The following is a 24,299-nucleotide window of genomic DNA, read 5'->3' on the forward strand; positions in this document are numbered from 1 at the left end:
GTGGTTCCCGCCTCTCGGGGTCCATCCCCACTTACAAAGTGCAGAGAAGTAGGAGACGCAAGGGGCCGCGAACGAAGCCATCGCATTGCACGACGGGTTGCGGAGCGTTTGGGTGTGGCCCCGGCTCGGCCGTCGCCTTTTCCGCCCTCGGAGCGTTGATGAAAGACAAGATCAAACTACCCCTGAAACACGGAGGCTAGCACGCCGGGGCCACCTTGTGCCGGACGCTCAACAACTCAAAGCATTGATCCCCGCGAAAGCGATTCTCGAAGTGGAGCTTGGTGACCGCCGACCGTAAGCGAAGGGGCCATTCCGAATGCGCGCGAGCAAAATGCCGAACGCCGGGCGCGAGGTCAACCCTCTATGCCAGAGAGTGCCTCATAAGCCAGCCGGAACTTCGCCGTCACGTCCGTTCCGTGTTTGAATGCTCGACCTGTCGGAAGCCGAGGTCCCTCTTTGTGTGGGCTCACGAGCCCTAAGAGCTCTTCCCGAGGGTACTCCCGCGCCCAATCCAGCGCATTCGTTTCGCGGTGGAATCGGATGCACAGCGCGAGATCGAAATCGATCGAGTCAACGAGCGCACAGTCAAACTGGAATATGCGGTGCACGCCCTTCGGCAGACAATCGCGCCTCGATCCCAGGCCTTGGTGCTTTGGCGTTCGTCAGAGAGGACGACTGCGATGCCGCCGAATGGACCCCACTTCTCGCGGCGCTTTTCCTCGTCTTTCGCTTTGCGACGCTCATACTCGCGTCGGGCTGACGAGCCAGCGATTCCGGACTCAGTGGATAATGAGTTATCAACAGCTCGTTCCACGTGGGGGGTTGTTTCCGGGGTCCCGGTGGCACACTCCAAGCATTGGACGGTCTTCGTCTCGCTCTCGTAGATCGCTTCCGTCCCGACCGGACGAGATGCACCGCACAGCCGACACGCTCCGGCGTACCGGAGCCTCATCTTCTTCATGAGGACACAGGGTGGAGCATCGACACGGACCCAATCTGCTTGTAGATCACGGCGGTTAAACCGCGGATGTGCTTTGCACGAATCAATCCTCGCCTACGGCAGCGTCCAGACCCTGCAAACTTGCCCCGGGATCTTAGTGGAAATCTCGTACCGCCGGCCTTCCGGCGAGCTGTGATGAACTCGGGCGAACGGCCCGTAGGTCACTATGCATCTGTATCCGGGAATTCACGGAGTGTGGCCGCTATGGCCTTACTGCCGCCGGGTCCTCGGTCCAGTGCCGGGCCGTACGTGTACATGCGTGGAAATTTTTCACTTTCGATGCCTTGGCGGCCTCAGTTAGTTCTGCCCAGGCTTCCCGCAGTTCCGCTTGGAGCTCAGATGACATGGGCGCGCCTGGGACTCGTTCCGCCGCCACGACTGGACCTATGGGTGCCGCGGTTGCGGCTTTTCGTTGAAAAAGACTTCTAAGACCCATTTCTGTTCCCCCTTTCCCCTCTGCCCAGAGTATCAATGTCCCCTCAAAGCGTCCGGGACACTACGACCGAGCGCCCAGCCCCATGGCCGGGCGGATAGCAGCAGCCGAACAGACGCGTTAATCCCGTGCGGCGGGCGGCGTTTCCAACGCCGGAAACAACCCTATCCATGCCCCAGGAAACGAGAAGAACAACAACTTGTCACTCCTTCGTTTGACCCCTTAGTCCAGTCGATGTTCCATGCGCGCTGCTGTAGCGTGGCGTGCCGAAGGCCTGCCGGTCCCCCATCGGTGGGCCTTCTTTTTTCCCTCGCTGCGGGGCACGATGGGCGAATTCTTGTTCGAAGTTGCCCCTGAAGTCGCTAAGAGACTGACGAAGCAACCGCTGGATATCAGTCCGCGAGGGTACGGAGCTTGGCGGCGCTGAATTCCTCGTCAGAGAGTGCACCCTTCGCATGGAGTTCTGCAAGGAGAGCCAGTTCTGCCGCCAAGGACCTTCTGCCCCGCATTTTTTCAAGCAACATCCGATGCCCGCCCGTGCGGGCTCGGGCTGCCGCTGGTTCCTGCGCCTGCCGTCGTGATGAACCTTTGATGGCAATTGCGATGAGTAAGGTTATCGCGAGGACGCCTAGCGCGATTCCCAAGGGGGCTCGGAACGGCTCTGTTGCGTTTGCCACGACGGCCATAACCACCGCAGCAACTGCACACGTCCCGGCTATCCGAAGCCACCCTCGGCTGAGGCTGAACGCAAATATGTATTGGCCTGGTTCGGTCGGTACTGCATGTTGGTTCATCTGCCGAGGATAGCCCTACGAATACTCATAGAACATCCCCTGATGTGAACGCGATGAACTGCCGAACGCTGAACTCGTCATAGGCGTCCTTGGTCCGCTTCCCGTTCCCATCGGGGGTGTAGTTCTTGCGACCCTTCCCAAAATACGAAGTCAAGATCGCGTCGTTGTGAATTCAAGCGTTGCCTGGGTTGTCGAGTTGCTTGCGCAGCCGCTGGACTTCAGCCTCCGCCGCGGCGAGTCGAGCCTCGATCTTCTCCCGATCGAGGTTCGTCGACGGACGCGGTGCCGGCCTCGTCCTCGTAACGAGCCAGCCGATCCGCTGATAGCCAGTGATCCGCCGCACCTGCGTACACGTAAAGCAGTCCCTCTCGGGCTCGGGGCGCGGCCAGCGCAGATCGATCATCTTCCGGATGTGGTCTCGCTCGAAACCCTTTCAGGCCATCCAGGGTCATCCGCTGCCGCCCAGCTTTCCTCGGAATCACGGCGGATTTCCAGGATGCGCTCCTCGGACACCAGCTTGGGCCCGTCCTCGGGCTTCCAATCCACATCAGTGCAGACTTGCTCATAGTGCCCGCAGGAGAGCTTGACCCGCCAGAACGCCGTCGAGTGTGGCTTGGGTTTCCGGATCTTCGCCCAGTCCTCGGCGTCCATCCAGTCGTATTCCGGCTCCACAGGGTCCGCCGGGAACTCCGTGACCTTGCGATCGACCCACTCGACGATGTCCCGATACGGCTTCTGAGCAGGTCCGTGGTCAGTCGTACACCAGAACTCGCCGGAGGGAAGCCTGCACTGACTGATGAGGTCGGGGAAGCGGCGATCGTCCGGATACTTGTCCTCTCCGTGCGTGTAGACCTCGTGCTTACATCCGCACTCCAACTCGACGCGCCAGCGAAACATGTTCTTCCGGGACGAAGAGCGGCCAGAATACCGGGTCGTAATGCTGACGCAACTGGGCGACACCCTCCTCGAACTCCCGGAGGGCCTCCTTCTGAGGCCGCGCCCGCCCAGGTACTCGCTTCAGCAGTCTTGCGGATTCACGTGTCTGGTCATCGACCGGGGCAGTGTCGGCGGCGCTCACTATTCAATGCTCGTCCACAGCGTCACCCAAGTCTAGGAACAAGCCGGACTGAATATGTCAACGTGATTCAGGACCACCGAGACGGCTTGATACAGGCCCACCCTGGATGCAATCTGAGCATGCCGAACTGAGCCCTGCGTTCATGCGACTACTTCAGCTGCCTTCCCTTTTCTATCGGTGAACCGTTTAGGGCCCTTCAGCGGCCAGCCGCCATTAGGCTGATCCGATGGCTATCGTGCAAAAAGCAACGCTGACTCCTTCGAAAATGGAACTTCTCCAACGGTGGCTCCCCACTCAAGCGTGGTTCGGGAAGAACGTGTCAGCGGACCTAAGTCGTATCGGATCCTTCCGGTTTGATGATCCGGCCGGGGAGGTCGGCATCGAAACTATTCTCGTTGCAAGCGAGAATACGGTTTTTCAAGTTCCGCTGACATATAGGGGTTCCCCTCTCCCGGAGGCTGAGCCGTTCCTGATTGGCACCATGGAGCACTCCATTCTCGGAACTCGCTGGATTTATGATGCCGCTGGTGACCCGGTCTATATATCCGCCCTTGCCGCCGCCATCTTGACGGGACATCCGCAGGCCGACCAAGCCTTCGAGCTTGAAGGAAGGCTGGAATTGATTCCTGAGTCGGTACACCTGCAGACCACGGGAACGCCCACCACCAGTATTCCAACCATCTGTTCAACAGTCTCCACTACCTTGGACGGAGTCACAGCCATCTACGTGGGGGACCAGGAGTTGTCGGTTAACCGTGTGTTGAATTTCGCCAAACAAACCCCAAAACAGAGGGTCCTCGCAGCCACGTGGGACCGACAAACAATGCCCGTGGAACTCGCGTCACTGGCCAGAGCCCGACAGCGTGCGGTCCAGGGTTGAACAAAGCTACCGGTGCCTCGACTTCCCTCCGACTTCCACCAGCTTCTGAAAATGATTGATGCCGATGGGTTTGTGCCAGCACGATGATCGACCGGCTTACGGGGCGCCCCCGGCCCACATTCGGGACGTTGGAAGGCCTGGGTGTCTTGGAGGGCTAGGCGTTTTGTTGGGCGATGGTGTGGGCTAGGCGGTAGGAGTCGGTGCCGGTTTCGATGATGGTGCCGTTGAAGGTGAGGCGGTCGACGATTGCGGCGCAGAGGCGGGGGTCGGTGAAGGTTTTGGTCCAGCCGGAGAATGACTCGTTCGACGCGATCGCGATGGAGTTCTTTTCCTCCCTTTCGGTGAGGACTTGGAAGAGGAGTTCGGCGCCGCGGCGGTCCAGTTCCATGTAGCCCAGTTCGTCGATGCAAAGCAGGTCGACGCGGCCGTAGCGGGCGATGGTTTTGGCCAGCATTTTTTCGTCTGCAGCTTCGACGAGTTCGTTTACGAGCCGGGTCGCGAGGGTGTATTTGACGCGGTAGCCCTTCTCCGCGGCGGCTGTGCCGAGACCGATGAGCAGGTGGGATTTCCCGGTCCCTGAGTCTCCGATGAGGCACAAGGGTGCGCCTTTGCGGATCCAGTCACCGGTGGCCAGGGTGTGGATAGTCGCGGGGTTGATGTTCTGGTTCGCGTCGAAATCGAAGTCCCCGAGCCATTTGTCCCGCGGAAAGTTCGCGGCTTTGACGCGCCGGATCGAGGACCGCCGGTCCCGGTCGTCGCATTCGGCCAGCAGCAGCTCGGCCAGGAACCCCTGGTAGGACAGTTGCTCCTTTCCGGCGACGTTCAGTGCTTCGTCCAGAACGGCCCGGACGGTGGGCAGGCGCAGCCGGCGACAGGCCTGGTCCACTGCTGCGACCGCGGCCTGTTCGGTCAGGCCCCGGCGTCGGCGCAGGGTCGGAGTGATCGTGGTAGCCGGTGCGGTGGGGCTCATGAGATGTTCTCCTTCGACAATGTTCCTGCAGAGTGATCGGTGCGTTTGGCCAGGAGCTCGTCATAGGCGCCGATGGACGGAAGCGGGCGTGTGTCCGGTGGGAGCCCCGCGATGACCGCTGCCGGGTCTATGAGTCGGCGCTGGGTCAGGCTGACAACGCGTTGCACATTCACTTCAGCAAGAGCACCAGGGTGACGGTCTGAAACGGACCCACCCCCGCTTGATGCCGCTGCGTGTCTGCGGGCCTCGACCGCGACGACGTCCGCGCTGACCGCTCCCACGCCCAGCGCTGCGGTGATCCCTGCCTGGATGTCTCCGGCGTCCATGAAGCGGTGGAGCAGAAGGACGTCGATGAGTTCACGGGTCCCCTCGGCGTCGCCATTGACCCGGCGGGAGGCTGCCCAGAAGGCCTCGTGGGCGCTGGTGAACGCTCCGGATTGCCGGGCCCGGGCCAGCGCGGTGGAACCGGGCAGGGCTCCGGGTTTGGTTTTGAGGACCTCAAGGTAGTGGTCTAACTGCACCGACTGCCCGGACCGGGCGGGCACGCGCTGATACCGGGCGACCACGGCACGGCCGTCGAACACCACGACCGCGGACGCCCGCAGCGAGACCCGGACTTTCCGGCCGATGAACCGCGCCGGAACGGAATACTTCACCATCCGCACCGTGATCATCGACGACCTGTCCACCGTTGGATTGAGCACCAGGCCCGGATCAAATTCCTCCGCCGGCAACGGTGCCAGGAACGGCTGCTCGGTGGCGAAGTCCTGACCGATCGTGTGGATTCTATCCATGATCCGTCGGCGCTCGTCCTGGGCTTCCCAGGCCCGGATGCGGTCGTTGAGTTCGTTCAGGGATTCAACGACCGGCATCGGGGAGAGCCGGTTGCGGCGGAACCAGCCCACCTCGCCCTCGACGCCGCCCTTTTCGTGCGCCCCGCCGATGCCGGGCTGGCAGTAGAAGGCATCAAAGCCGTAATGCGAGCGGAACAGCACCCACCGGTCGTTCTCCTGCCGCTGCCGGCCCTGCCCGAACACCACGGCGGTGACTGCGCTGGTGAGGTTGTCGTAGCGGATGTGCCTGACTGGCACGCCCCCGATTTCGTTGAACGCCTCGACGTGGCCTTCCAGGAAAGCTTCCTGGGCCTGGGTGGGGTAGATCCGGTGGATGGCCTTGCCGGAGTGGGAGAGCCGGAAGACGAACATGTGGCACTTCGTCTTCACACCATTGAGCACCACCCAGAGCTCACCGAAATCCACCTCAGCCTCAGCACCGGGTCCGTGTTCCTGCGGCACGAACACCTCAACCCTGCGGCCGGCTTCCACATCGATTTGTGCCCGGCGGACCCGTACGTAGTCACGCACCGTCGAATACGAGAGCTCCTCCGCTCCGTGCTCCTCAATCAGCCGGGCAAGTATTCTCCGAGCCGTATGACGCTGCTTCCTCGGCGCCGAGGTGTCCCCGGTCAGCATTGCATCGATCGCCGGCTTGAACGGATCCAGCCTCGGCGATGACCGCACCGGTGTCTTCCGCGCCGGCGGGACAGGATCCGACAAGGCCTGCCGGACGGTATCCCTTCCAACCTGATACCGCTTTGCCAACCCGCGGATCGACACGCCCTCCACACGGGCATCTCGGCGGATCTTGGCAAACAGCTCCATGCGTACCCTCATCCGGGACCTCCAAAGCTTGCTTTCAACAGATGAAAGCAACACTGAGGTGGTCCTGACTCAAACCGTCATAAGCAACCGGCGAGTCGCGGGTGGTCCTGATTCAAACCGTCACACCGGTCCTGAATCAAACTGCCATAGTCACCGGACATCATCCAGAAAACGTAGCTTTGAACAAAAGCCCGGTCCTGCGCAGTTCCAGCTGATGGTTTCTCGTTCGGCTAATTGTTGGCACCAATCTGCTAGGAGACAGCAGCCTGGTGCGGACGGATAATGAGCGGCTATGGAACCAAATGCTGAGGTTTCCCGTGGCCCCTGCCCGGGGGAAGAGTGGGCCTACAGGCTGCGTGACGATGCGCCGTCCGAGCGGGTGCGGATTGTGCGGGTGGAGGCCGGAGAAGCTATGTTGCAGCCAGGGCGGCCCGCAGGGCTGCAGGGTCCGGGAGTCCGGCCAGGCCATGGCTGGTGAGGTAGACCAGGCAGGACAATGCCGGAGTGGAGGGGGCCGGGAACAGGTCCCCTCCGCCTGCGGTGAATGTGGGCGATCCGTGGAAGGCGAGGGCAGTGGCGTCGTCCTCGGAGGTACGACCCGGATGGTGAGCCGGTCAGTGGCTATGCCTTCCGCGGTCAGGGCCTCCCGGAACAGCTCTGCTGCAGGGCCGGTATTGGGGCAGCCCGGGATGACCCTGAGCTCGTAGCCAGTCACTCCCGACGCCCGGGAACTCTGATGGCGACCGGCTTCGGTGCGGCATCGTCACCGCATCCGGCGCAGCAGGCACCGCCGGTTTCTGGTTGCTGCACGGTGTCCGGTGCGGTGGTGTCAGCAGCGGCGGCGTTCGCATGACCGGCTTGTAGTTCAGACACGGTTCCCCGCGGTCCAGAGTAAGCAGACGCCCTGTTTGATGAAAGCCTAACCTGCGTCGCCCATGGCGACCGGGCAGATCGGGGCAGGACCTCCGCCAGCGACCTTCGACGCCGGAGTGTGGCCCAGGACTACCCGACGCCCTTGGCTTCCAGTCGCTTCAGGCCCAGGCGCAGAGAGCTTGCCACTGGAGCGCCCCGTGTCGCGACAATCAAGAACGCTGCAACCCGCCCCGCCATGCTGGTTGGAGTCCGGTTCCACGTGATGTGAATGCGTGATCCGCCCGATACGTTCGGCTTGATCCGTGCGCTCACGTAACTCCCGGGTGCGCAGAAATTGCTCTCCTGCACAGTCCAGGTCACTGTCTCGGGATCTGACCAGTCGTAGTGTTCCTTGGCCCAGATTGCGCCTCCGGGAGCCTTGCTCCCTTCCCTGATATCCGCGTACGTGTCCCCCACGTCGTACACCTCATACAGCGGCGCATGAATGCCCGGCCAGACGTTCGGCCTGCCCGGGCTGAAATCCAACAGCGCTTCCCTCACCGTCGCCGGTGGAATGGGGGTATCCACAACCATCTCCACTTTAGGCATTCCAGTTCCTTCCCTGATACATCCAGTCTGACCACTTCCGGCACGCGCACCAGCGGACCGGCCCGAGGGGACAACACATGCAAGGTCCTGCTCCAGCTTCGCGGGCGGAGTTACGAGGGGGACTGAACACCGATTACCTGCTTTTGACGGTGACGAAGGTATTCTCGCCCTGCCACAACCAAGGTCACAGGCGCTAAAGGATGACGGCAGCAACGCCTGAATGCGGCCCCACAAGCCCATCGAACCGCCGGGGTTTGCCGGTTAACTCGCTGAAGCAAAGCCCCGAAATATTGATTTAGTGAAGGCTCTTCCGCGCTTCAGGCCACCGGTTTGATGTTCTGGTTGATGTGGAACAGGTTGCCGGGATCGTACTTGGCCTTGATCTTGGCTAACCGGGCGTAGTTTCCCCCGTAGTTGTCCTCGATGCGGGACTGGTCGTCGGCGTCAAGGAAATTTACATAGCCCGCGCCGGCCCCATGGGGATGCAGGGCCTGGTAGTAGTCTCGGACCCACTTCGTGTTGGCGTCGTTGTCCGCCGGGGACTCCCACATTCCGGCGATGGCTACGGAGAAGTCGACGTCCCGGTAAGGAAAGGCAGTCTCATCCTGTCCTACGCGTTGGGCCGCGCCATTAATGGGATAAAAATGATTGGCGGTTTGGGGGCTGGGCACGCCAGCTCCGAATTTCTGGGCAACGCCGATCACATCGTCGCTTAGCTCTGGAAGGAACTCCGCCTTCCAATATGCTTGGAGGCCTTTCGGGAGAAGCGGGTCGAACAGAGTGTTGAGCATCGGGTACGGGAGCGGCCCGATAAACGACCCAGCAACGGGGGCGACGTCCAGGAATTGCTTCCATTGCCGCTCGCCTTCATCGTGGGGACCTGTCCAGCCACCCACCACAACCACCACGGGCTTGCCGTGGTGCTCCTCCGGCAGGAAGGGGACCGGCGGGCCCTGGTGGAATCCGAGGAAGATTCCCATCTCTTCCGGAGCCGTGGCAATGTAGTCCCGGTACAGCTGGGAAACAGCCTCAGCGTGCTCGAGCAGATAGATGACCACACCGCCGTACACCACGTCGACGGGATGCAGGTCGAATTCCAGGGAAGTGACGACGCCGAAGTTTCCTGTGCCGCCACGTAACGCCCAGAACAGGTCATCATTCTCGGTTGCGCTGGCTGTGAGGAACTTCCCCTCTGCGGTCACCACATCGGCGGATTTGAGGTTGTCGCAGGACAGACCGTACTTACGTGCGAGGTAGCCGATGCCGCCGCCGAGCGTCAGTCCAGCAACACCCGTGGATCCGATAATGCCGCCGGTTGTTGCCAGCCCGAATGCGTTTGTTGCGTGGTTGAAGTCGGCCCAGGTGGTGCCTGCCTCAGCCCGGGCCGTTACGGCAGCCGGGTCCACCCGGACGCCCCTGCGGTCGGCGAAGTCGAGCACGAGGCCTCCGTCGCAGGTCCCGAATCCGGGCGCGCTGTGCCCGCCACCTCTGAGCGCCAGGTCCAGGCCCTCGTCGCGGGCAAAGTTGACTCCCGCGATGACATCAGCGACTTGAGAAACACGCAATATGGCTCCGGGATGTTTGTCGATCATGCCGTTATAAACAGTCCGTGAGGCGTCGTAGAGGGGGTGGTCGGAAGTGATGACCTGGCCGCGTACTTGTTCCTGCAGGGCCTGAAATCCGTTGTTGTCCATGGTGACTCCCATTCGCCCTGAGCATGCCTTCACGATCAGGGATCTGGCACAGCCACGCTTCCGGCCGTGCGGGACATTCAAAGTGCAGCCGCTGGGGGCCAGAGGAGAGCCCGGAGCAGACCGGCAGGTCTGCTCCGGCGGCTGAGACCGGATGCACCTGTGCTGCGTGCGTCTTGGCATGCAGTTATCGGCGTGATTCTCGAACATGCGCGTGCCGGCGAGCCTGGTAGGCGAAGCGGGCAGCACACCCTTTGGATCGACGGCTAACCGTAACGTACGCCTGCCCGTTTCCGAGGTCAAGAAGCCGCCAGAAAAGGCGTTGCCCCCTACGCCGTCGTTACCTGGCCACGGCATAAGGAGACAGGCGGCAGCCGCGATGCGCCTGCCGCCTGAGGCGGTCGCCGATTTCAACTATGGACCTTGAAAGACTGCCTCGTAGATGGCCGGCTGTTTCGAATGCCAGCGCTATTGTCTTTGCCGTCGGCAAACGAGATTAATGGAGCACGAGCGACGCTCCGTAGCTCCAAGGAGAGAACCATGACCCTGACCAGGAAATAACTCGCGGTTGCGGGCAAAGTATTTGCGGGGACTTTGGGACTGGCGCCGGCTGCGTCTGCAAACGACCCTGACCTTGCATCGCTGTCGGCCACGTCGGATGGCTTCACGGACTTCTCGAGCCCGGCGTGGTCTGACTTCAAGCTCAATGGTGTTTGCGGGCAGATTGGCAAGTAGGCAAGCAGGACGCGCGGCCCCTGTCTGGGAGGGGCGCGTGTATAAGTTTGATCGACAGCCGCCGCGCGCTCAGGACGAGATCGCTTTTCGTGGAAAGAGTTGTTGGGCGTCCAACTATGCGAAGGTCGCCAGCAAATTAGCAGGCATCGTCTCCCACTCGTCATCAGGTCACAAAGAGTTGCGCTTCGCCACTCGGCCCAAAGCCGTTGCCGTTACCGTTGCCGTTGCCGTTACCGTTGCCGTTACCGTTGCCGTTGTCGTTGCCGTTGCCGTTGCCGTTGCAACAGAGTTTGGGGGATGGACGTTGGAAACGATAGTTGGTCGAAGGCGGCAAAGGCGCCGTCGAACTTCAAGCTGATGGAGTCATTCACCTTACCTGGAAACCCAATGTCAGTATCGAGGCTCAAGACGCACACGCCGCAATGGCCGCAGTCAACGAAATAGCCGAGGGTTCGGAATATCCAAAGCTGGTGGAAATGGTGACAGTAGAGGCCGTGAGCCGCCAGGCCCGCGCCGTCTTTTCCGTCCCGTCCGCGGCCTTCCGGATCGCCTCATTTGGATCCGGCCGTGTGGATCGCCTTCTCGCAACCTTCTTCTTCGACGTGCGCGTCCCCGTTGCCCTACCCGCTATTTCAGTTCCCGGACCGAATCCATAAACCGGCTGCTCGGAGAATAAGCTGCCCGCCGCCGTGGTTCAAACTCGCCCCGCGGCGAACGAATGGGTCTCCTGTATCTACGAGCCACATTCTGTACCTTGGAATCTGTTGTTGGGCAGTTCCATCTTCAGCGACGCCACCCCGCACGTTCGCGCGGGCTGTTGCCAAACCGACCCCCGAGCTCCAGCATTGAGTGCATGGGCAAGGATCCGGAGGCAGTGGCGCAACGGTGGGTCAGGTCCTTGTCATTACATGACTTGGAAGCAGCGGTGGATTGCTTCGACAGGGACTACACTGACGAAGCTCCGGCACGCCGCGGGGAATCCGTCCAAGGGCAAGACGCTGTCCGGCAAAATTTCGCGACCCTGCTCAGTGACCTGCCGGACCTGACTGCGGAGATTTCCCGGACGTTATCGGACGGGGACGAGGTGTGGATGGAGTGGGGCATGCGCGGAACCCGCAGGGATGGCACGGTCATGGAGTTCGTGGGGGTCAACATCTTTCACGTCCTGGACGCCAGGTTCCGCTCCGGCCGGATCTATACGGAAGTTGTGCGCGATGCCGGCGGTATTGAGGCGCAGATTGACCGTATGACCAAGGGGACTCCGTAGGAGCCCTCGCCCCGCTCTGGGATGCTTGTGGCCGCCCGGAGCGGGCCGGGCAGCAAACAGTGCTGACGACGGTTCCCGGACGGACGGGTCAGTGCCACAGTTTCGGGGGAACCGGTCGCTATCGTCTCTTCCCCCAGGCTCTCGGGTCAGGGCTGCTGCACGACTGTTGGCAGCCCAGACCGGGAGGTTCGGCTTCTGCGGACGTCAGCCATAAAGACGGGAGGTGTTCTGCAGTGCTTCGGTGGCCTGCGCGATTAGTCGTTGGACGATGTCCCGGGCCGGCAGGATCTCTCCGATCAGGCCGGCGGACTGTCCCGTGAACGGCACAAACCGCTCCATGTGCCGCTCCTGGATGGCGCTCATTATTTCTCCCTGGAGAAGGGAGGCGTCGAGGGCCGCATCCGCGCGGTGGCCTTGCCATTGTTCGATGAACGGCGTCTCGAGGGCCCGGGGAACAACATTGAATGCGCCGCCGCCGGGTTTGCCGAAGATGTCATCCCAAACGTCCACCTTCACAGCGTCCTGGGAACGCGCCGTCAAAATGGCATGTTTCCATGCCTCGCTGATCGCCGCCTCTTCCGAAGCCAGAAACCGGGTACCAAGGTTCACGCCCTGTGCACCGAGGACCAGGGCAGCAGCCAAACCCCTGCCGTCGGCGATTCCTCCGGCTGCCAGGACCGGCACCGGACTCACGGCATCCACCACCTGCGGGACCAGGACTACCGTCGAGACCTTGCCGCCGAAGCCCCCTGCCTCGGTTCCCTGGGCGATGATCACATCAACTCCCCGGTCAGCGACCAGAAGCGCCTGTTCCACGGTATGCACCTGCTGGATAAACAGGGCACCCGCCTCATGTGCGCGGGCGGGCAGAACGCCCGGATCTCCGAGGGCAAGGGACACGACCGGCGCATGCATCTCAAGGGCGATGTCGAAGGACTCGGGATGCTGCTGAAGCCAGGGCTGCGTAAAGTTGACCGCAAACGGACGCTCGGTCAGAGAGAGCAGAACGGCCAGTTGTTGCCGCAGATCCTCGGGTGACCGGGCCGCCCCGCCCAGGCTGCCCAGGGCACCCGCGTTGGACACCGCAGCCGTCAGTTCGGAGCCGCTGCCGAACGGTCCCATGCCCGCCTGAACAATAGGGTGCTCGACTCCGAGCAATTCGCAAAAGGTCGTCCGCAGCATTTCATTCCTCCCGGAGAAGCCGTTGATCAGGCCGAGTTTACGCCCGACGCAGTCATGTTGTCCGGCGGCCGCCGCGCGACCAGCAGCCCCCGATATTCCGGGCCGTTCATGCTGCAGACGATGTCGGCGAGCTCGTCATGCGTCAGGTCGGTGGGTAGCTCGCCGTTCGCACCGAGGTCGGCGATGAACCTGCGCATGTTGGCGGCACACCGCTCGGAGATCTGCGCCCAGAGGGCCTCGCAGTCCGGGTCGGTGGACGTGGCGTCACAGAGGGGAAAGGTGCACGCCGGGAGGATGTCCTCGCGCTACGCGGTGCGAATGACAGTGGAAACACCAAATCCAACTTCCCCGGCATGTGGCATCCTTGGCGCCGCTGGCACCACCCCTTCGGACGCAGCCTTGACACGTCAGGGCAGCGCTCCGATAGTAATCGCATGGATGCCGTCAAAGTCGATGCCCAGCGCATCGCGTACCGGGCGGCGGGTACCGGCCCGCCGTTAGTCCTCCTGCACGGGGCCTATGAAGACAGCCGGGTCTGGGAACGACAGCTGAAGGACTTCTCCAGCGAGTTCACGGTCGTCGCGTGGGACGCACCGGGCTGTGGTGAGTCTGACGACCTGGTTGAGGGGACAGGCACTCTGGGCCAGATCCTCGCCGGATTCCTCGCGGCGCTCGGCCTGGCCGGCGGGACGCAGAAGCCGCACGTGCTGGGCCTGTCCTTCGGCTCGGTTGTTGCGCTGGATCTGTGGAAGGAACATCCCGAGATCCCGGCAACGCTCATCCTCGCCTCGGCGTATGCCGGCTGGGCAGGCTCGCTCCCACCTGAGGAGGTCGAGCGACGGTACCGTCAGGTGAGTGCGGAGCTGGAAAAGCCTCCGTCCGAGATCATCCCGGTCTGGCTGCCCACGCTCCTCACGGAGCGGGCCACGGAGCCGATGAGGGCCCAGGTCGCCAGCCTCTTCGAGGACTTCCGTCCGTCGGGGATGCGGGCGCTCTTGGCTGCGTCGGGGCGCGCAGACTTCAGCCCGGTGCTGCCGACCATCACGGTCCCGACGCTCCTGCTGTATGGGGCCGCGGACGTTCGCTCGCCCCTCACGGTGGCGGAGGACATGCACCGGCGGATCCCGGGATCAGAGCTTGTGATCCTCCCGGACGTGGGTCACTTAAGCTTCATCGAGGCCCCGGAAGCGTTCGCCGGTGCGGTGCGCCGTTGGCTGCACGCGCACAGCGAGACCTGACCGGGCGTTCCCGGCGCGGTCCCTGTATCTGCCGGACCTGAAGGCACATCTGAATCGCATGAAAGAAGACTTTGCCTGACAGATCGCTCAGAACCTGCGCCCGTCGCTAATCACGAACACCAAGAATGAGATAGCGAGTGAACGAACATCCGCCGAAAACGGCGGCCATGGTGCGGCAACGAATTCCGCAGCTCCGAGTTCTACAATCGCCTGATCCGCCTAATGTCCACCAGCGAGCAACGCCTGCCAACTGAGCGGCTCGCGGGCATGACCAGCGCGGCTCTCCGGGAACGGGCCGCCATCGACCCCTCCTATGAGGGGCCCGTCCGCGGCCGCCTTCTGGTCGTGGAGGACAACGACGTCAACCAGCTCGTGGCCCGATCCACAGTGGCGAAGTTCGGCTATGCCGTGGACGTCGTCGCCAACGGTGCCGAAGCAGTGGCCGCCGTCGAAATAACAGAATATGACGGCGTGCTGATGGACTGCCACATGCCGGTAATGGACGGGTTCGAGGCCACCAGGATCATCCGGAGCCGCGAGACCGGGAACAGCCCGCTACCCATCATCGCCATGACTGCCGGCGCCCTCGACGGGGACCGGGAACGCTGCCTCGCCGCGGGCATGGACGATTACCTCGCCAAACCCGTCGACGCCACTGACCTCGAAGCACTCCTGGCCCGATGGGTCCCCGATCACGTCACGCCTTTCCTGCCCGAGCAACCCCTGGCCGTCACAGGCAGTTATCCAGCAATGACCAGCGAGTATCCCAGGCAGGGGCTCGACCAAAGCCGGCTGGCAATTCTTCGTGACCTCGGACCATCCGACGGGCTGGGCCTTTTGCCCGCGGCAGCAGAAGCTTTCCGAACCGATGTCCCGGACCGGATTGCCTCCCTAAATCAAGCGATCAACGACAACGATGGTCAGGCCCTCACCCAGGCGGCGCACGCGCTCAAGGGTGCCGCGGCCAACATTGGCGCCACCACCGCCGCAGCCCTGTGCGGCGAGCTGGAAGCTCTTGGCTCGACCGGAAAACACAACGGCGCCCTGCAACTGGTCAGCCGCCTCGAAGCGGAACTCGCGCACGTCAATATCGAGCTGGATCAGGCCCTGGACGCTGCGCCGTGATAGTCCTGGTAGCAGACGACGATCCTGGCTCGCTCCTCACTGCCATCATGTGCAGGGAGCCGGACCCCGAAGGATGAGTTCGAGTCGAGAAATAGTTCGAAAATTCCGTCCGTAGCGCTCCCAGTTTCCGGAATCTCCCGTGAGGACGAATCGTCGTCTCCCTTTCAGCTCGTTATGTCCCTGCCATCAGAAATAGTTGCCTGAATCGAGGCTTAATGAGTTTCAGCCAGGAGCGCCCCCTTGGAAACCATCCTCCGTTCCTATGATCAGGCTTCGCTCGAAGTGGACGGCCGCGTGGGCGCCGCGGGCAAGAGGCGGGTGGCCATAGGCCTGGAGAACGACCGGCTCGCCATCGCCTGCGGCCAGCACGTCTCCCGCCGCCGGGTGCCCGTGGCGGCAGAGATCCGGCACGGCATCGATACGGGCGAACTAAACGAGGACCTGGACGTCGAAGCCATGATCGACCTCATCAACGGTCCAGCCCACGATACTAAGGCGTGGCGGAATTCCCGGACCGGATGGGTCAGATGGTCTGGGTGCGCAGGACCGAGACCGAGGTCATCATCATCCACGTCCGTGAGGCCGCCCCGGTCGAGGTCGCCCGTCGCCAGCTCACCCGCTCCGGCACCCCCGCGATCATTGACGCCCACTTCCGGGGGTCTAAGTGCCCGAGGTGTGCCGTTTCCCATTTGAGGGGTCACCAGTGGCAAATCCAACGATCAGTGGGCGTTCTCCTGATCTTCCAGCGCGGCGCTGATCATGGCAGCCAGCCACTGCTCGTACCGCTCCGGGGCCCATCCGCGGTCGAGCACCAGCAGCCGATAGTTCTCGACGTTGGTGAGGACCCAGAGGGCGTCGGCGGTTTCCTCCAGCCGGTCCTCGGGTACCGCGAGGACCTCGAGCACGAACCATAAGCAGTCGTCGTGGCGACGTTGGGCTCCGCGAGCGACGGCCTCGCGGACGGTGTCGTCGTCGGGCGCGGCGGCCGCGGCGACTGTCCGGATGCGCCAGCTGCGGTCGTGGGCGCGCCGCACCAGCGCGGTGAGCTCTGCGGTGGCGAGGGCCCGTCGATCTTTGCCAATGAGCCCCTGCCAGCGCGCCGGGTCTCCCATCGAGAAGGTCGGGTCGTTGCGGACATGCTCGAAGACGACCTGCAGCAGCAGCTCGGCCTTGGAGCCGAACATCGCGAACACGTTCGCCTCGGAGGTCCGGGCCGCCTTCGCGATGGCGGCGGTGCTGGTTCGTGCGTAGCCGGCATCGAGGAACATCTGCGACGCCGCGGCAAGGGTCCTCGCCCGCGTTTCGGCGGCCTTCGCCTGGCGCTTCGGCGAGACGTATGGCCGCTTCTTGACAGTTTGGTGCACGGCACCCACAATATCACTAAGTGATACTCACTTAATTTGTGGCGGGCGTGTGGAGAGGCCGGAGCCATGGATGCATCAAACGCAAGGGTCGAGCACTACCTCCAGGCTCAGGCCGACGTGTTGGAGGGCACTGGGGTGCCGGTGACGTCATGGACCGTGCCCATGCCCGCCCCCTTCGGTACCGCCCACTTGCTGGAAGCGGGCAGCGGTAACCCCTTGCTGCTGCTGCACGGCGGCAGCGTCGTTGCACAGTGGGCGCCGCTGATCCCGTTCCTCGCTGCGGGCGTGCGCCTGCTGATGCCCGACAAGCCCGGCACGGGGCTCGCCAGCCCCTTCGACTACCGCGGAGTCGACCTGCGCACCCACGGGGTGGCCTTCATCGAAGGGCTGCTGGATGCCGTCGGCCTCGAGCGGGCTACGATCGGTGGCAACTCGATGGGCGGCTACTTCGCGTTCTGCTTCGCACTGGCCAACCCGGAGCGGGTCTCGGCGTTGGTGATCCTCGGCGAACCGGCCGGGGCCGACCCCGCGCCATCGCTACAGCAGAGTCGCTACCACCGGCTCGTCGGCACCCGCGGACTCAATGCCCTCCTTTTCAAGACCGCACTGAAACCGAAGCCCGGCGCCGAGGGCGCCCGGGTCGGTCTCGCCAGGGCGAAGTTGGTCGCCGTCCCCAATCAGGTGCCCGACGACCTGCTGGAATGCGTGGCAGCCGGCTGGCACCTGCCGGGCGCGGTGCGGAGCTGGTACACGATGGTTGAGCGGGCATGGCATCCCGCTGGGGCCGGCATCTTCGGGCGGTCAACGATTCTGACGAACCGGCTGGCCCCGGAATTGGCTGAGCTCAACGTACCCACCTTGTTCCTGTGGGGTAAGAAGGACTCGCTCGGCTCACCCGAGGCTGGCCGGGCTCTTGCTGACCGCATGCCCGACGCCCGTCTGGAGGTCGTCAAGGACGCCAGCCACCTGGTCCACGTCGACCAGCCGAAGATCTGCGCGGACGCCGTACTGGGGTTCCTGTCATGACGACCAACCAGATCACCAAGCGCGCCGCACTGTTGCTGACCGCAACTGGCCCTACCCTCTTCGTTGGGCTGATCCTCCATCCGCATGCTCCGAAGGCCGACAGCATGGCGGAGGTTGCCTTCACGCAGACCGGCCAGCCTAACTGGTGGCCCGCGCACGTGCTGCTCGTGTCCAGCTACGTCGTGTTCGCGCTATTCCTCTCCACTATTCGGCGTCTGCCCGCGCTTTCGCCCCCGGCGCGCCGAGTTCTGAAACTTGCCGTCCCTGTCGCCTGGTTCTGCGTCCTGGCGATGCTCATCCACCTGCTCCTGCCGTTGGGGCGCGAGAGCGTCGCGAATTCGCAGCGAGGTTGGGCTCTCTGGGTGAAAGACGTCGTTGAGTCGGTCGATGGCGTGTGGGCCCTGTGCGTCGTCGCTGTCGCGTGGACGCTCGGGCGAGCGGGGATCGTGGGGAACCGGCTCACTGCCCTGCTCGGCGTGGCGGGAGGATTCGGTTTCGCCCTCTTCTCGTTCCTCATCCCCCTGACCGGGGTCGTGGTCCCGATGCAGTTCACCCGGACGCTTGTGGACGTCGTGCCCGTGTTCGGGATCCTCATGGTCGCTTGGGCGGTAGTCGCTGGGCCGTTGCTGGGTTCTCGCATGCATCCCGAGTGAGCTTGAGGCTGCGCCCGGCGGCGTCTCCACCGCGACCCCCACACCGTCGGCGACTTGTGCCTGTTCAGAAGCGGGGATACGGCGGTAAGCCGGGCGACGAGGCTAACTGCCTGCTAATGAAACGTTATGGTTCCGCGGGGCTCGTCATCTCTTGGTGGTGCTTTTTGCCGTCGGGGTCAGCGCGCCGTTGATGAGGGTTTGTGGTGGGGCGTCGAAGTCGCTGTGGTCGTAGAGGCCGACGGCGTGCTGCATGTATTGGGCCCATTGGGGGCCGGCGATGAAGGCACCGTCCACGGCGGGGTAGTACTTGCCGTTGATAGTGATGTTGCGCCCAAGCCGGGTGGGGCCGCCGTTGAAGGGGTCACCGAAGAAGGACGCTGTGGCCAGGCCTTTGGTGTAGCCAACGACCCAGGTCTGGTTGTTGTATTCGTTGGTGCCTGTTTTGGCGGCGTCGGGGACTCCGAGTTTTTGGGGAATGAGCAGCCCGGAGCCTTTCGTGAGGACGTCCTGGAGAACGTTGGTGACAGCGTTGGCGACGTCGGGCTTCAACGCACCGGCTTGGCAGGCCGGTGTCTGGCCGCCGATGTGTTTGCCGTGGGCGTCGTCGACCTCCGTGATGGACATCGGGGTGCAGTAGGTGCCGTTGGCCGCGAACGTCGCGAACGCGTTCGCCATGGTCAGCGGGGCCACGTTCTGGCTGCCCAGGATATTACCCAGGGTGGAGAGGTCGATCTTTTCGTCTTTTCCGCTGCCCAGGTGCAGGCCGATCGCGTCTGCGGCGCGCTGGACGTCGCACACATCATTAAGCCCGGCGAGGGAGGCGAACGTGGCCGTGTTGATCGATTGGTAGATGCCTTCACGGACCGTCATGGGCCGGTACCAGTTGGGCTCATCGTTCTGCAGGTCCTTGGACCCCGGCACCGTACTGTCAAACCAGCCCTGGACGGGATGGCAGGTGGTCTTCCACGGATAGTTGATGCCATAACGACGGCGGGAAGCGTCAACGACCTGGTTCGTCGACTTCCCTTCGCCAAGCCAGGCGGCGAGAGTCACGGGTTTCATCGTCGAGCCGGGCTGCATGCCTCCCACACCGCCGAGGCTGTTGCCGGCCGCGTCCGCGCTGTCGACGTTGAAGTTGTAGGCGGACACAAAACCGGTGCCCTGGTCGCCGAGCTTTCGGGAGTTTTGGGCCATTGACAGGACTTTGCCGGTGCCGGGTTCGATGGTGACGAGGGAGGCGCCCCACTTGTCCGGGTTTGCCCCCGCAGTGGAATCGACCTGGGCCTGCGCCGGTTCCTGCAGGCGGGGGTCCAGGGTGGTCTTGATGGTCAGGCCGCCGGCCATGATCTTCTGGTCCCGCTCATCCTGGGTGGCTCCGTACGCGGGGTCATTCTGGATCTGGTGGAGGACGTAGTCGCAGAAGTATTGCGCCTGGGAAGCGTAAGCGCAGCCCTGCTTGGGCGGATTGATCTTCAGCTGGATCGGGGTGTTCACGGCGTCGTCGTGTTGGCGCTGGTCGATGTAGCCGTGTTCCAGCATTGCGTCCAGCACCAGGTCGCGCCGGCCTTTGGCAGCTTCAGGGTGCACGGTCGGATCGTAGAGCGAGGGGCCGTTGACCAGTCCGGCCAGCAGCGCGGCCTGGGGCAAGGTGAGGTCCTGGGCATCAACCGAGAAGAAATACTGGCTCGCGGCCTGGATGCCATATGCGTTGGCATTGAAACCAACGACGTTCAGGTATCCGGCGAGGATCTGGTCCTTCGAGTACTGCTTCTCAAGGGCGATCGCGAGCTTCATCTCCCGCAGCTTGTCGCTGATGCTCTTCTGCCCGTTGAGCACCACCTGGGAGTCTTTGCCTTCGGCGATGAGGTTTTCGTTGAGCATGTTGGTCACGTACTGCTGGGTCAGCGTGGAGGCGCCTTGGTGCCCGCCCGCGGTGTCGATCATCAGAGCGCGGAGGATGCCTTGCGGGTCAATGCCGCCGTGCTGGTAGAAGCGGTAGTCCTCAATGGCAACGATGGCGTTCGTGATGTTCGGGGACATGTGGTCCAGGGGAACCTCGGTGCGGTTCTCGTTGAAGAGTGTCGCGATTTGCGACCCGTCGGCCGCGAGGATCCTTGTCACCTGGCTGGGAGGGTCCGCTACGGCTCCGGCCGGGAGGTTGTCGGCGAATTGCGCCGAACCGCCCACGACGCTCTCGGCCACGGCCGCGGCGGGCACTAGGAGGCCAGCCAGCAGCGCACCGCATACCGCACTGATCCCAAGGAAAGCGAGAAATCTGCCGAAGGTGCCGCCTGCGGCCAGCATCAGCTTCTTCCCCGACGGCCGGGAAGGCTGCGCGGGTGCGGTCGCAGGTGTGGGTTTTGGTTTGAACATGGATACCTTTGGGTTTCTGCCTCACGGCTGGACGGGCGTCCGGAGGGTTTCCTTGGCCCGGTCCCGGTCCTGGATCCGGGGCGCCGTCCCAGCAATGACAGGACTCCGGCGAAGGCAGCAAGCACCGCCAGGAGCGCGGCGGCGAGCTGGAAACCGAGTCCGGGCCCTCCGGGCACGCCTGCACTCTCAGCAAGGGCCGGGGCGAGTGAATATGCTGCCGCGCCCAAAGCCACGCCGAGGGAGGTTCCTATGCCTCGGGTCATGTTCATCACCCCGCTGACCATGCCCGCTTGGTGGTCGTGTCCGGCTGCCGCCACCGTTGCGTTGTTCGCCGGTGTGAAAAGGCCCAGGCCCAGGCCCAGGACTGCCAGGGCGGCCGCGGTGATCCACAGACCTGCGGAAGGCAATACCAGGGTGGCCAGTCCGGCAGCGGCCAGTCCCATACCGGTAGAGGTTGGCAGCCGGGCACCGGACCGGTCCGCCACAAAGCCCGCAACAGGAGCCACGAGGCCTAACGCCACCGGAAGTATCGTCAGCAGCAAACCAGCCTGGGCCGGCGGCAGGGAGTATTCCGACTCCAGGTGCAGGGGTGTGACGAACAAAACCCCGAAGAGCACGAGGTAACTCAGCAGGCCGGTCGTGATACCTCGGCTGAAGGTTCCGGCGTGGAACAACGACAAATCCACCAAGGGATGCCGCGCGCTGCGTTCGCGCAGGACAAAAACGACGAAAAGAACGGCTGAAAGCGCCAACAGGGCCAGGACAGGAGGGTTCCCGAAACCGGACCTGGATGCCTCGGACAACGCCAGGAGGAGGGCGCCGACCGCCGGCATCAGAGCCACCAGTCCTGGCCAGTCCAACGGTACCCGGGGGGCCTTGACATGGGTCCGCGGCAACAGCAAGCTGCCTAGGACCACCCCGATGATGCCCGCGGGGATGTTGACGAAGAAAACCCACCGCCAGCCGCCCAGACCAATGAGGAGCCCACCTACGGAGGGGCCCATGGCCAGGCCGATGGCCTGCGCGGCCCCTTGCAGGCCGATGGCCTTGCCGAGTTTACCGGCGGGCATACTGGTCCGGATCAGCGCAACGCTGTTCGCCTGCAGCATGCTCGCCCCCACCGCCTGAACCGCCCTGGCCGCCAGGAGCCAGGTGATGTCCGGGGCCAGCGCGCAGCCCAGGGAAGCGAGCGTAAATAACGCGAACCCGTAGGTGTAAAGGAGTTTCCGCCCGACCATGTCAGCCAGCCGGCCGACGGCGGAGATGCTGCCCACCAACACCAGAAGGTAGATCAATGCCACCCATTCGACCTGGGCGAGGGAGGCGTTCATCTCGGTTCTGATGCTCGGTACCGCCAACGTCACAATGCTGGCATCCAGCTGACCCATGAAGGCACCGATACACACCGTTGCGACGACCAGCCACGGGGCCCCGCGCCGCCGCCGGACCCACTCCGGCCGCGCCGGTTCCCGCAACAGCCTTCGCCAGCCCCGGGCAGGATCCGGCAAAGCGGCAGCACCACCGCGAGATCTTTGTTCGGTCACAGAACTATTCTAGTTGGGAACTACGGCGATAAGCTAACTTCATGAACACGCTCGGTGTCCCCGCCTCCCCCGCTGGCCCGCCGGCGCAAGACTCCCCGGGCGCGGATGCGTGGTCGTTGACAGGGGTGATAACGCGCCTGCGCCGGGTCCTGCGTTCCAGTGTCCGGCAGGATTTCCCTTGGGAGTCCCTGCCCATGGCCCAGGTCGAGGTCCTCCAGCGCCTGGCGGATGAACCGGGCATAGGAGTCCGGGACCTCGCCGCCCGCCAAAGGCTGGCGACGAACACGGTCAGCAGCCTCGTCCAACAGATGGTGACCTCCGGGCTGGTCAACCGTACCCCTCGTCCGGGGGACCGCCGGGCGGTGACGCTGAACCTCACCCCTACAGGAACAGAAGTCCTTTCGGCGTGGCAGGCAGCGAATCACCGAAGGCTGGGCCAGGCCCTGCAACAACTCCCCCGGTCAGAGCAGCAGGCCATAGAAAATGCCATCCCCGCCCTGGCCGCCCTCGCCGAGCTGCTGGAATTCGAGGACGAACTCCAAAGCCGGAACCCTGGCCAGCACGACGAGAAACCCTCATGACCGGTTCACCGCTACCGCCGAGGACGGCCAAGTATTGGCCGGTCCTCCTCCTCGATGCGTCGGCGGTAACGGTCCTTTTCATCCTCGCGCTGACTCAACCCGATAATTCCTGGTGGTGGGTCCTGACCATGCTGTGGGCTGCCGTCGGCATCGAACGAGCCCGCAATGAACACCACAGCCGGCACGTGCCGAAACGGCCCTGCTGACACCCCTTCCGCCGCAGAGGCCTCAAGAACAGGACCCCATGACCGACAGTGACTCATTCATCCCGTCCCCGACGGTCAACGCCTTCCATCTGGGCCCGTTGACCATCCATTTCTACGCGCTCTGCATCATGGCCGGAATCGTCTTTGCTGTCTGGCTGACGTCCCGGCGCTGGCATGCCCGGGGCGGTCACGCCGGGGAAGTCCTGGACATCTGTCTCTGGGCGGTCCCCGCCGGGATCATCGGCGGCCGCATCTACCACGTCATCACCGACCCGGAGCTTTACTTCCAGCCCGGCAGGAACCCCTGGAACGCCTTCGCCATCTGGGACGGCGGCCTGGGGATTTGGGGTGCCGTTGCCCTGGGCATCGTCGGAGCCTGGGTTGGCTGCCGCAGGAAGCACGTCTCTTTGGTGGCGTTCATGGACGCCGCGGCGCCCGGACTGGTCTTCGCCCAGGCCCTGGGCCGGTGGGGAAACTGGTTCAACAACGAACTGTACGGGGATCCCACCACCCTTCCCTGGAAGCTTCAGATCCATCAGATGGATCCCGCGACCGGTTCCGCCGTGATGGACGCCTCGGGAAATCCAATGGTCATCGGGTACTTCCAGCCAACCTTCCTTTACGAATCGATCTGGTGCATAGCGGTCGGAGCCGTCCTGCTTTACCTGGACCGGCGCTTCGTCCTGGGCGCAGGAAGCGTGTTCGCCCTCTACGTCGCCGGATACACGGCAGGGCGCTTCGCCTTTGAACTAATGCGTTCCGACTACGCCAACCTGATCCTGGGCCTGCGGGTAAACACCTGGGTGGCGGGACTGATATTCCTCGCCGGCGCCGCCGCATTCGCCCTGCTGTTCCGGCGCAAACGCTCGGCAGCCGCGAATACCGGGCCCTCCCCCGCACCAACGGCGCTCCCCCAGAACGAACACTCCTAGAGTTTTCGACGGAAATCCCGGAAGCGTTTGCGATCCCCATCGGCACTGCCCGTGGGCCCTTCGCCTCTGGCCAACCCGCTTGCGGAGCGATGGGGTAATCCCATG

General features: G+C 63.5%; 20 protein-coding genes. 9 read left to right on the forward strand and 11 right to left on the reverse strand.

Going from position 1 to position 24,299, the window contains the following annotated elements:
* Positions 1-1,825 precede the first annotated feature (1,825 nt).
* Together PUN71_RS23125 and PUN71_RS20780 are read right to left on the reverse strand one after the other, a co-directional pair.
* Positions 1,826-2,227: an SHOCT domain-containing protein gene (locus tag PUN71_RS23125; protein WP_349361824.1), complete on the reverse strand. Its 402-nt coding sequence runs from the start codon at positions 2,225-2,227 to the stop codon at positions 1,826-1,828.
* A gap of 399 nt (positions 2,228-2,626) precedes the next feature.
* On the reverse strand, positions 2,627-3,124 hold the full coding sequence (locus PUN71_RS20780; RefSeq protein ID WP_277799920.1) for a hypothetical protein: 498 nt from the start codon (positions 3,122-3,124) through the stop codon (positions 2,627-2,629).
* Between the two features lie 407 nt (positions 3,125-3,531).
* Here PUN71_RS20780 and PUN71_RS20785 point away from each other — a divergent pair, with 407 nt between their 5' ends.
* On the forward strand, positions 3,532-4,185 hold the full coding sequence (locus PUN71_RS20785; RefSeq protein ID WP_277799921.1) for a CG0192-related protein: 654 nt from the start codon (positions 3,532-3,534) through the stop codon (positions 4,183-4,185).
* A 154-nt stretch (positions 4,186-4,339) separates the two neighbouring features.
* On the opposite strand, the gene istB is transcribed toward PUN71_RS20785, so the two are convergent.
* From istB to PUN71_RS20805, 4 genes are all read right to left on the reverse strand, one after another.
* Entirely contained in the window at positions 4,340-5,155 is an 816-nt protein-coding gene (gene istB, locus PUN71_RS20790) for an IS21-like element helper ATPase IstB (protein ID WP_277799922.1), read from the reverse strand.
* A complete protein-coding gene (istA, locus tag PUN71_RS20795) occupies positions 5,152-6,828 on the reverse strand; it encodes an IS21 family transposase (protein WP_277799923.1) in 1,677 nt (558 codons plus the stop codon). Before istA ends, istB begins: the two co-directional genes overlap by 4 nt.
* Before the next feature lie 990 nt (positions 6,829-7,818).
* On the reverse strand, positions 7,819-8,277 hold the full coding sequence (locus PUN71_RS20800; protein ID WP_277799924.1) for a hypothetical protein: 459 nt from the start codon (positions 8,275-8,277) through the stop codon (positions 7,819-7,821).
* A 317-nt stretch (positions 8,278-8,594) separates the two neighbouring features.
* Positions 8,595-9,971 carry an FAD-binding oxidoreductase gene (locus PUN71_RS20805; RefSeq protein ID WP_277799925.1) on the reverse strand — a complete coding sequence of 459 codons (1,377 nt, stop codon included), beginning with the start codon at positions 9,969-9,971 and terminating at the stop codon, positions 8,595-8,597.
* A gap of 1,049 nt (positions 9,972-11,020) precedes the next feature.
* Between PUN71_RS20805 and PUN71_RS20810 the strand changes: the two genes are divergently transcribed.
* On the forward strand, positions 11,021-11,359 hold the full coding sequence (locus PUN71_RS20810) for a DUF7793 family protein (RefSeq protein WP_277799926.1): 339 nt from the start codon (positions 11,021-11,023) through the stop codon (positions 11,357-11,359).
* Positions 11,360-11,556: 197 nt separating this feature from the next.
* Positions 11,557-11,970: a nuclear transport factor 2 family protein gene (locus tag PUN71_RS20815; RefSeq protein WP_277799927.1), complete on the forward strand. Its 414-nt coding sequence runs from the start codon at positions 11,557-11,559 to the stop codon at positions 11,968-11,970.
* A gap of 204 nt (positions 11,971-12,174) precedes the next feature.
* On the opposite strand, the gene PUN71_RS20820 is transcribed toward PUN71_RS20815, so the two are convergent.
* Together PUN71_RS20820 and PUN71_RS20825 are read right to left on the reverse strand one after the other, a co-directional pair.
* Positions 12,175-13,152, reverse strand: a complete 978-nt coding sequence (locus PUN71_RS20820; protein ID WP_277799928.1) for an NAD(P)H-dependent flavin oxidoreductase — start codon at positions 13,150-13,152, stop codon at positions 12,175-12,177.
* Positions 13,153-13,178: 26 nt separating this feature from the next.
* Positions 13,179-13,349 (reverse strand): hypothetical protein, encoded by a 171-nt coding sequence (locus PUN71_RS20825; RefSeq protein WP_277799929.1) that lies wholly within the window; start codon positions 13,347-13,349, stop codon positions 13,179-13,181.
* A 237-nt stretch (positions 13,350-13,586) separates the two neighbouring features.
* Between PUN71_RS20825 and PUN71_RS20830 the strand changes: the two genes are divergently transcribed.
* Positions 13,587-14,390 (forward strand): alpha/beta fold hydrolase, encoded by an 804-nt coding sequence (locus PUN71_RS20830; protein WP_277799930.1) that lies wholly within the window; start codon positions 13,587-13,589, stop codon positions 14,388-14,390.
* A gap of 222 nt (positions 14,391-14,612) precedes the next feature.
* A complete protein-coding gene (locus tag PUN71_RS20835; RefSeq protein WP_277799931.1) occupies positions 14,613-15,515 on the forward strand; it encodes a response regulator in 903 nt (300 codons plus the stop codon).
* Positions 15,516-16,234: 719 nt separating this feature from the next.
* Here the strand turns inward: PUN71_RS20835 and PUN71_RS20840 are convergent.
* The gene (locus tag PUN71_RS20840) at positions 16,235-16,879 is read right to left on the reverse strand and encodes a TetR/AcrR family transcriptional regulator (RefSeq protein WP_277799932.1); all 645 of its coding nucleotides are present in this window, start codon (positions 16,877-16,879) and stop codon (positions 16,235-16,237) included.
* A 66-nt stretch (positions 16,880-16,945) separates the two neighbouring features.
* Here PUN71_RS20840 and PUN71_RS20845 point away from each other — a divergent pair, with 66 nt between their 5' ends.
* The gene (locus PUN71_RS20845) at positions 16,946-17,905 is read left to right on the forward strand and encodes an alpha/beta fold hydrolase (protein ID WP_277799933.1); all 960 of its coding nucleotides are present in this window, start codon (positions 16,946-16,948) and stop codon (positions 17,903-17,905) included.
* Positions 17,902-18,558, forward strand: a complete 657-nt coding sequence (locus PUN71_RS20850; protein ID WP_277799934.1) for a hypothetical protein — start codon at positions 17,902-17,904, stop codon at positions 18,556-18,558. Before PUN71_RS20845 ends, PUN71_RS20850 begins: the two co-directional genes overlap by 4 nt.
* Before the next feature lie 144 nt (positions 18,559-18,702).
* On the opposite strand, the gene PUN71_RS20855 is transcribed toward PUN71_RS20850, so the two are convergent.
* Together PUN71_RS20855 and PUN71_RS20860 are read right to left on the reverse strand one after the other, a co-directional pair.
* Positions 18,703-20,931, reverse strand: coding sequence for a transglycosylase domain-containing protein (locus PUN71_RS20855; RefSeq protein WP_277799935.1), 2,229 nt, complete (start codon positions 20,929-20,931; stop codon positions 18,703-18,705).
* The gene (locus PUN71_RS20860; RefSeq protein WP_349361825.1) at positions 20,862-22,475 is read right to left on the reverse strand and encodes a DHA2 family efflux MFS transporter permease subunit; all 1,614 of its coding nucleotides are present in this window, start codon (positions 22,473-22,475) and stop codon (positions 20,862-20,864) included. The genes PUN71_RS20855 and PUN71_RS20860 overlap by 70 nt, the downstream gene beginning before the upstream one ends.
* Before the next feature lie 41 nt (positions 22,476-22,516).
* Here PUN71_RS20860 and PUN71_RS20865 point away from each other — a divergent pair, with 41 nt between their 5' ends.
* Together PUN71_RS20865 and lgt are read left to right on the forward strand one after the other, a co-directional pair.
* Positions 22,517-23,056, forward strand: coding sequence for a MarR family winged helix-turn-helix transcriptional regulator (locus PUN71_RS20865; protein WP_277799936.1), 540 nt, complete (start codon positions 22,517-22,519; stop codon positions 23,054-23,056).
* Positions 23,057-23,300: 244 nt separating this feature from the next.
* Positions 23,301-24,194 (forward strand): prolipoprotein diacylglyceryl transferase, encoded by an 894-nt coding sequence (gene lgt, locus PUN71_RS20870; RefSeq protein ID WP_277799938.1) that lies wholly within the window; start codon positions 23,301-23,303, stop codon positions 24,192-24,194.
* Positions 24,195-24,299 lie beyond the last annotated feature (105 nt).

The sequence above is a fragment of the Arthrobacter sp. NQ7 genome (assembly GCF_029581595.2).
GTDB lineage: Bacteria > Actinomycetota > Actinomycetes > Actinomycetales > Micrococcaceae > Arthrobacter > Arthrobacter phenanthrenivorans_B.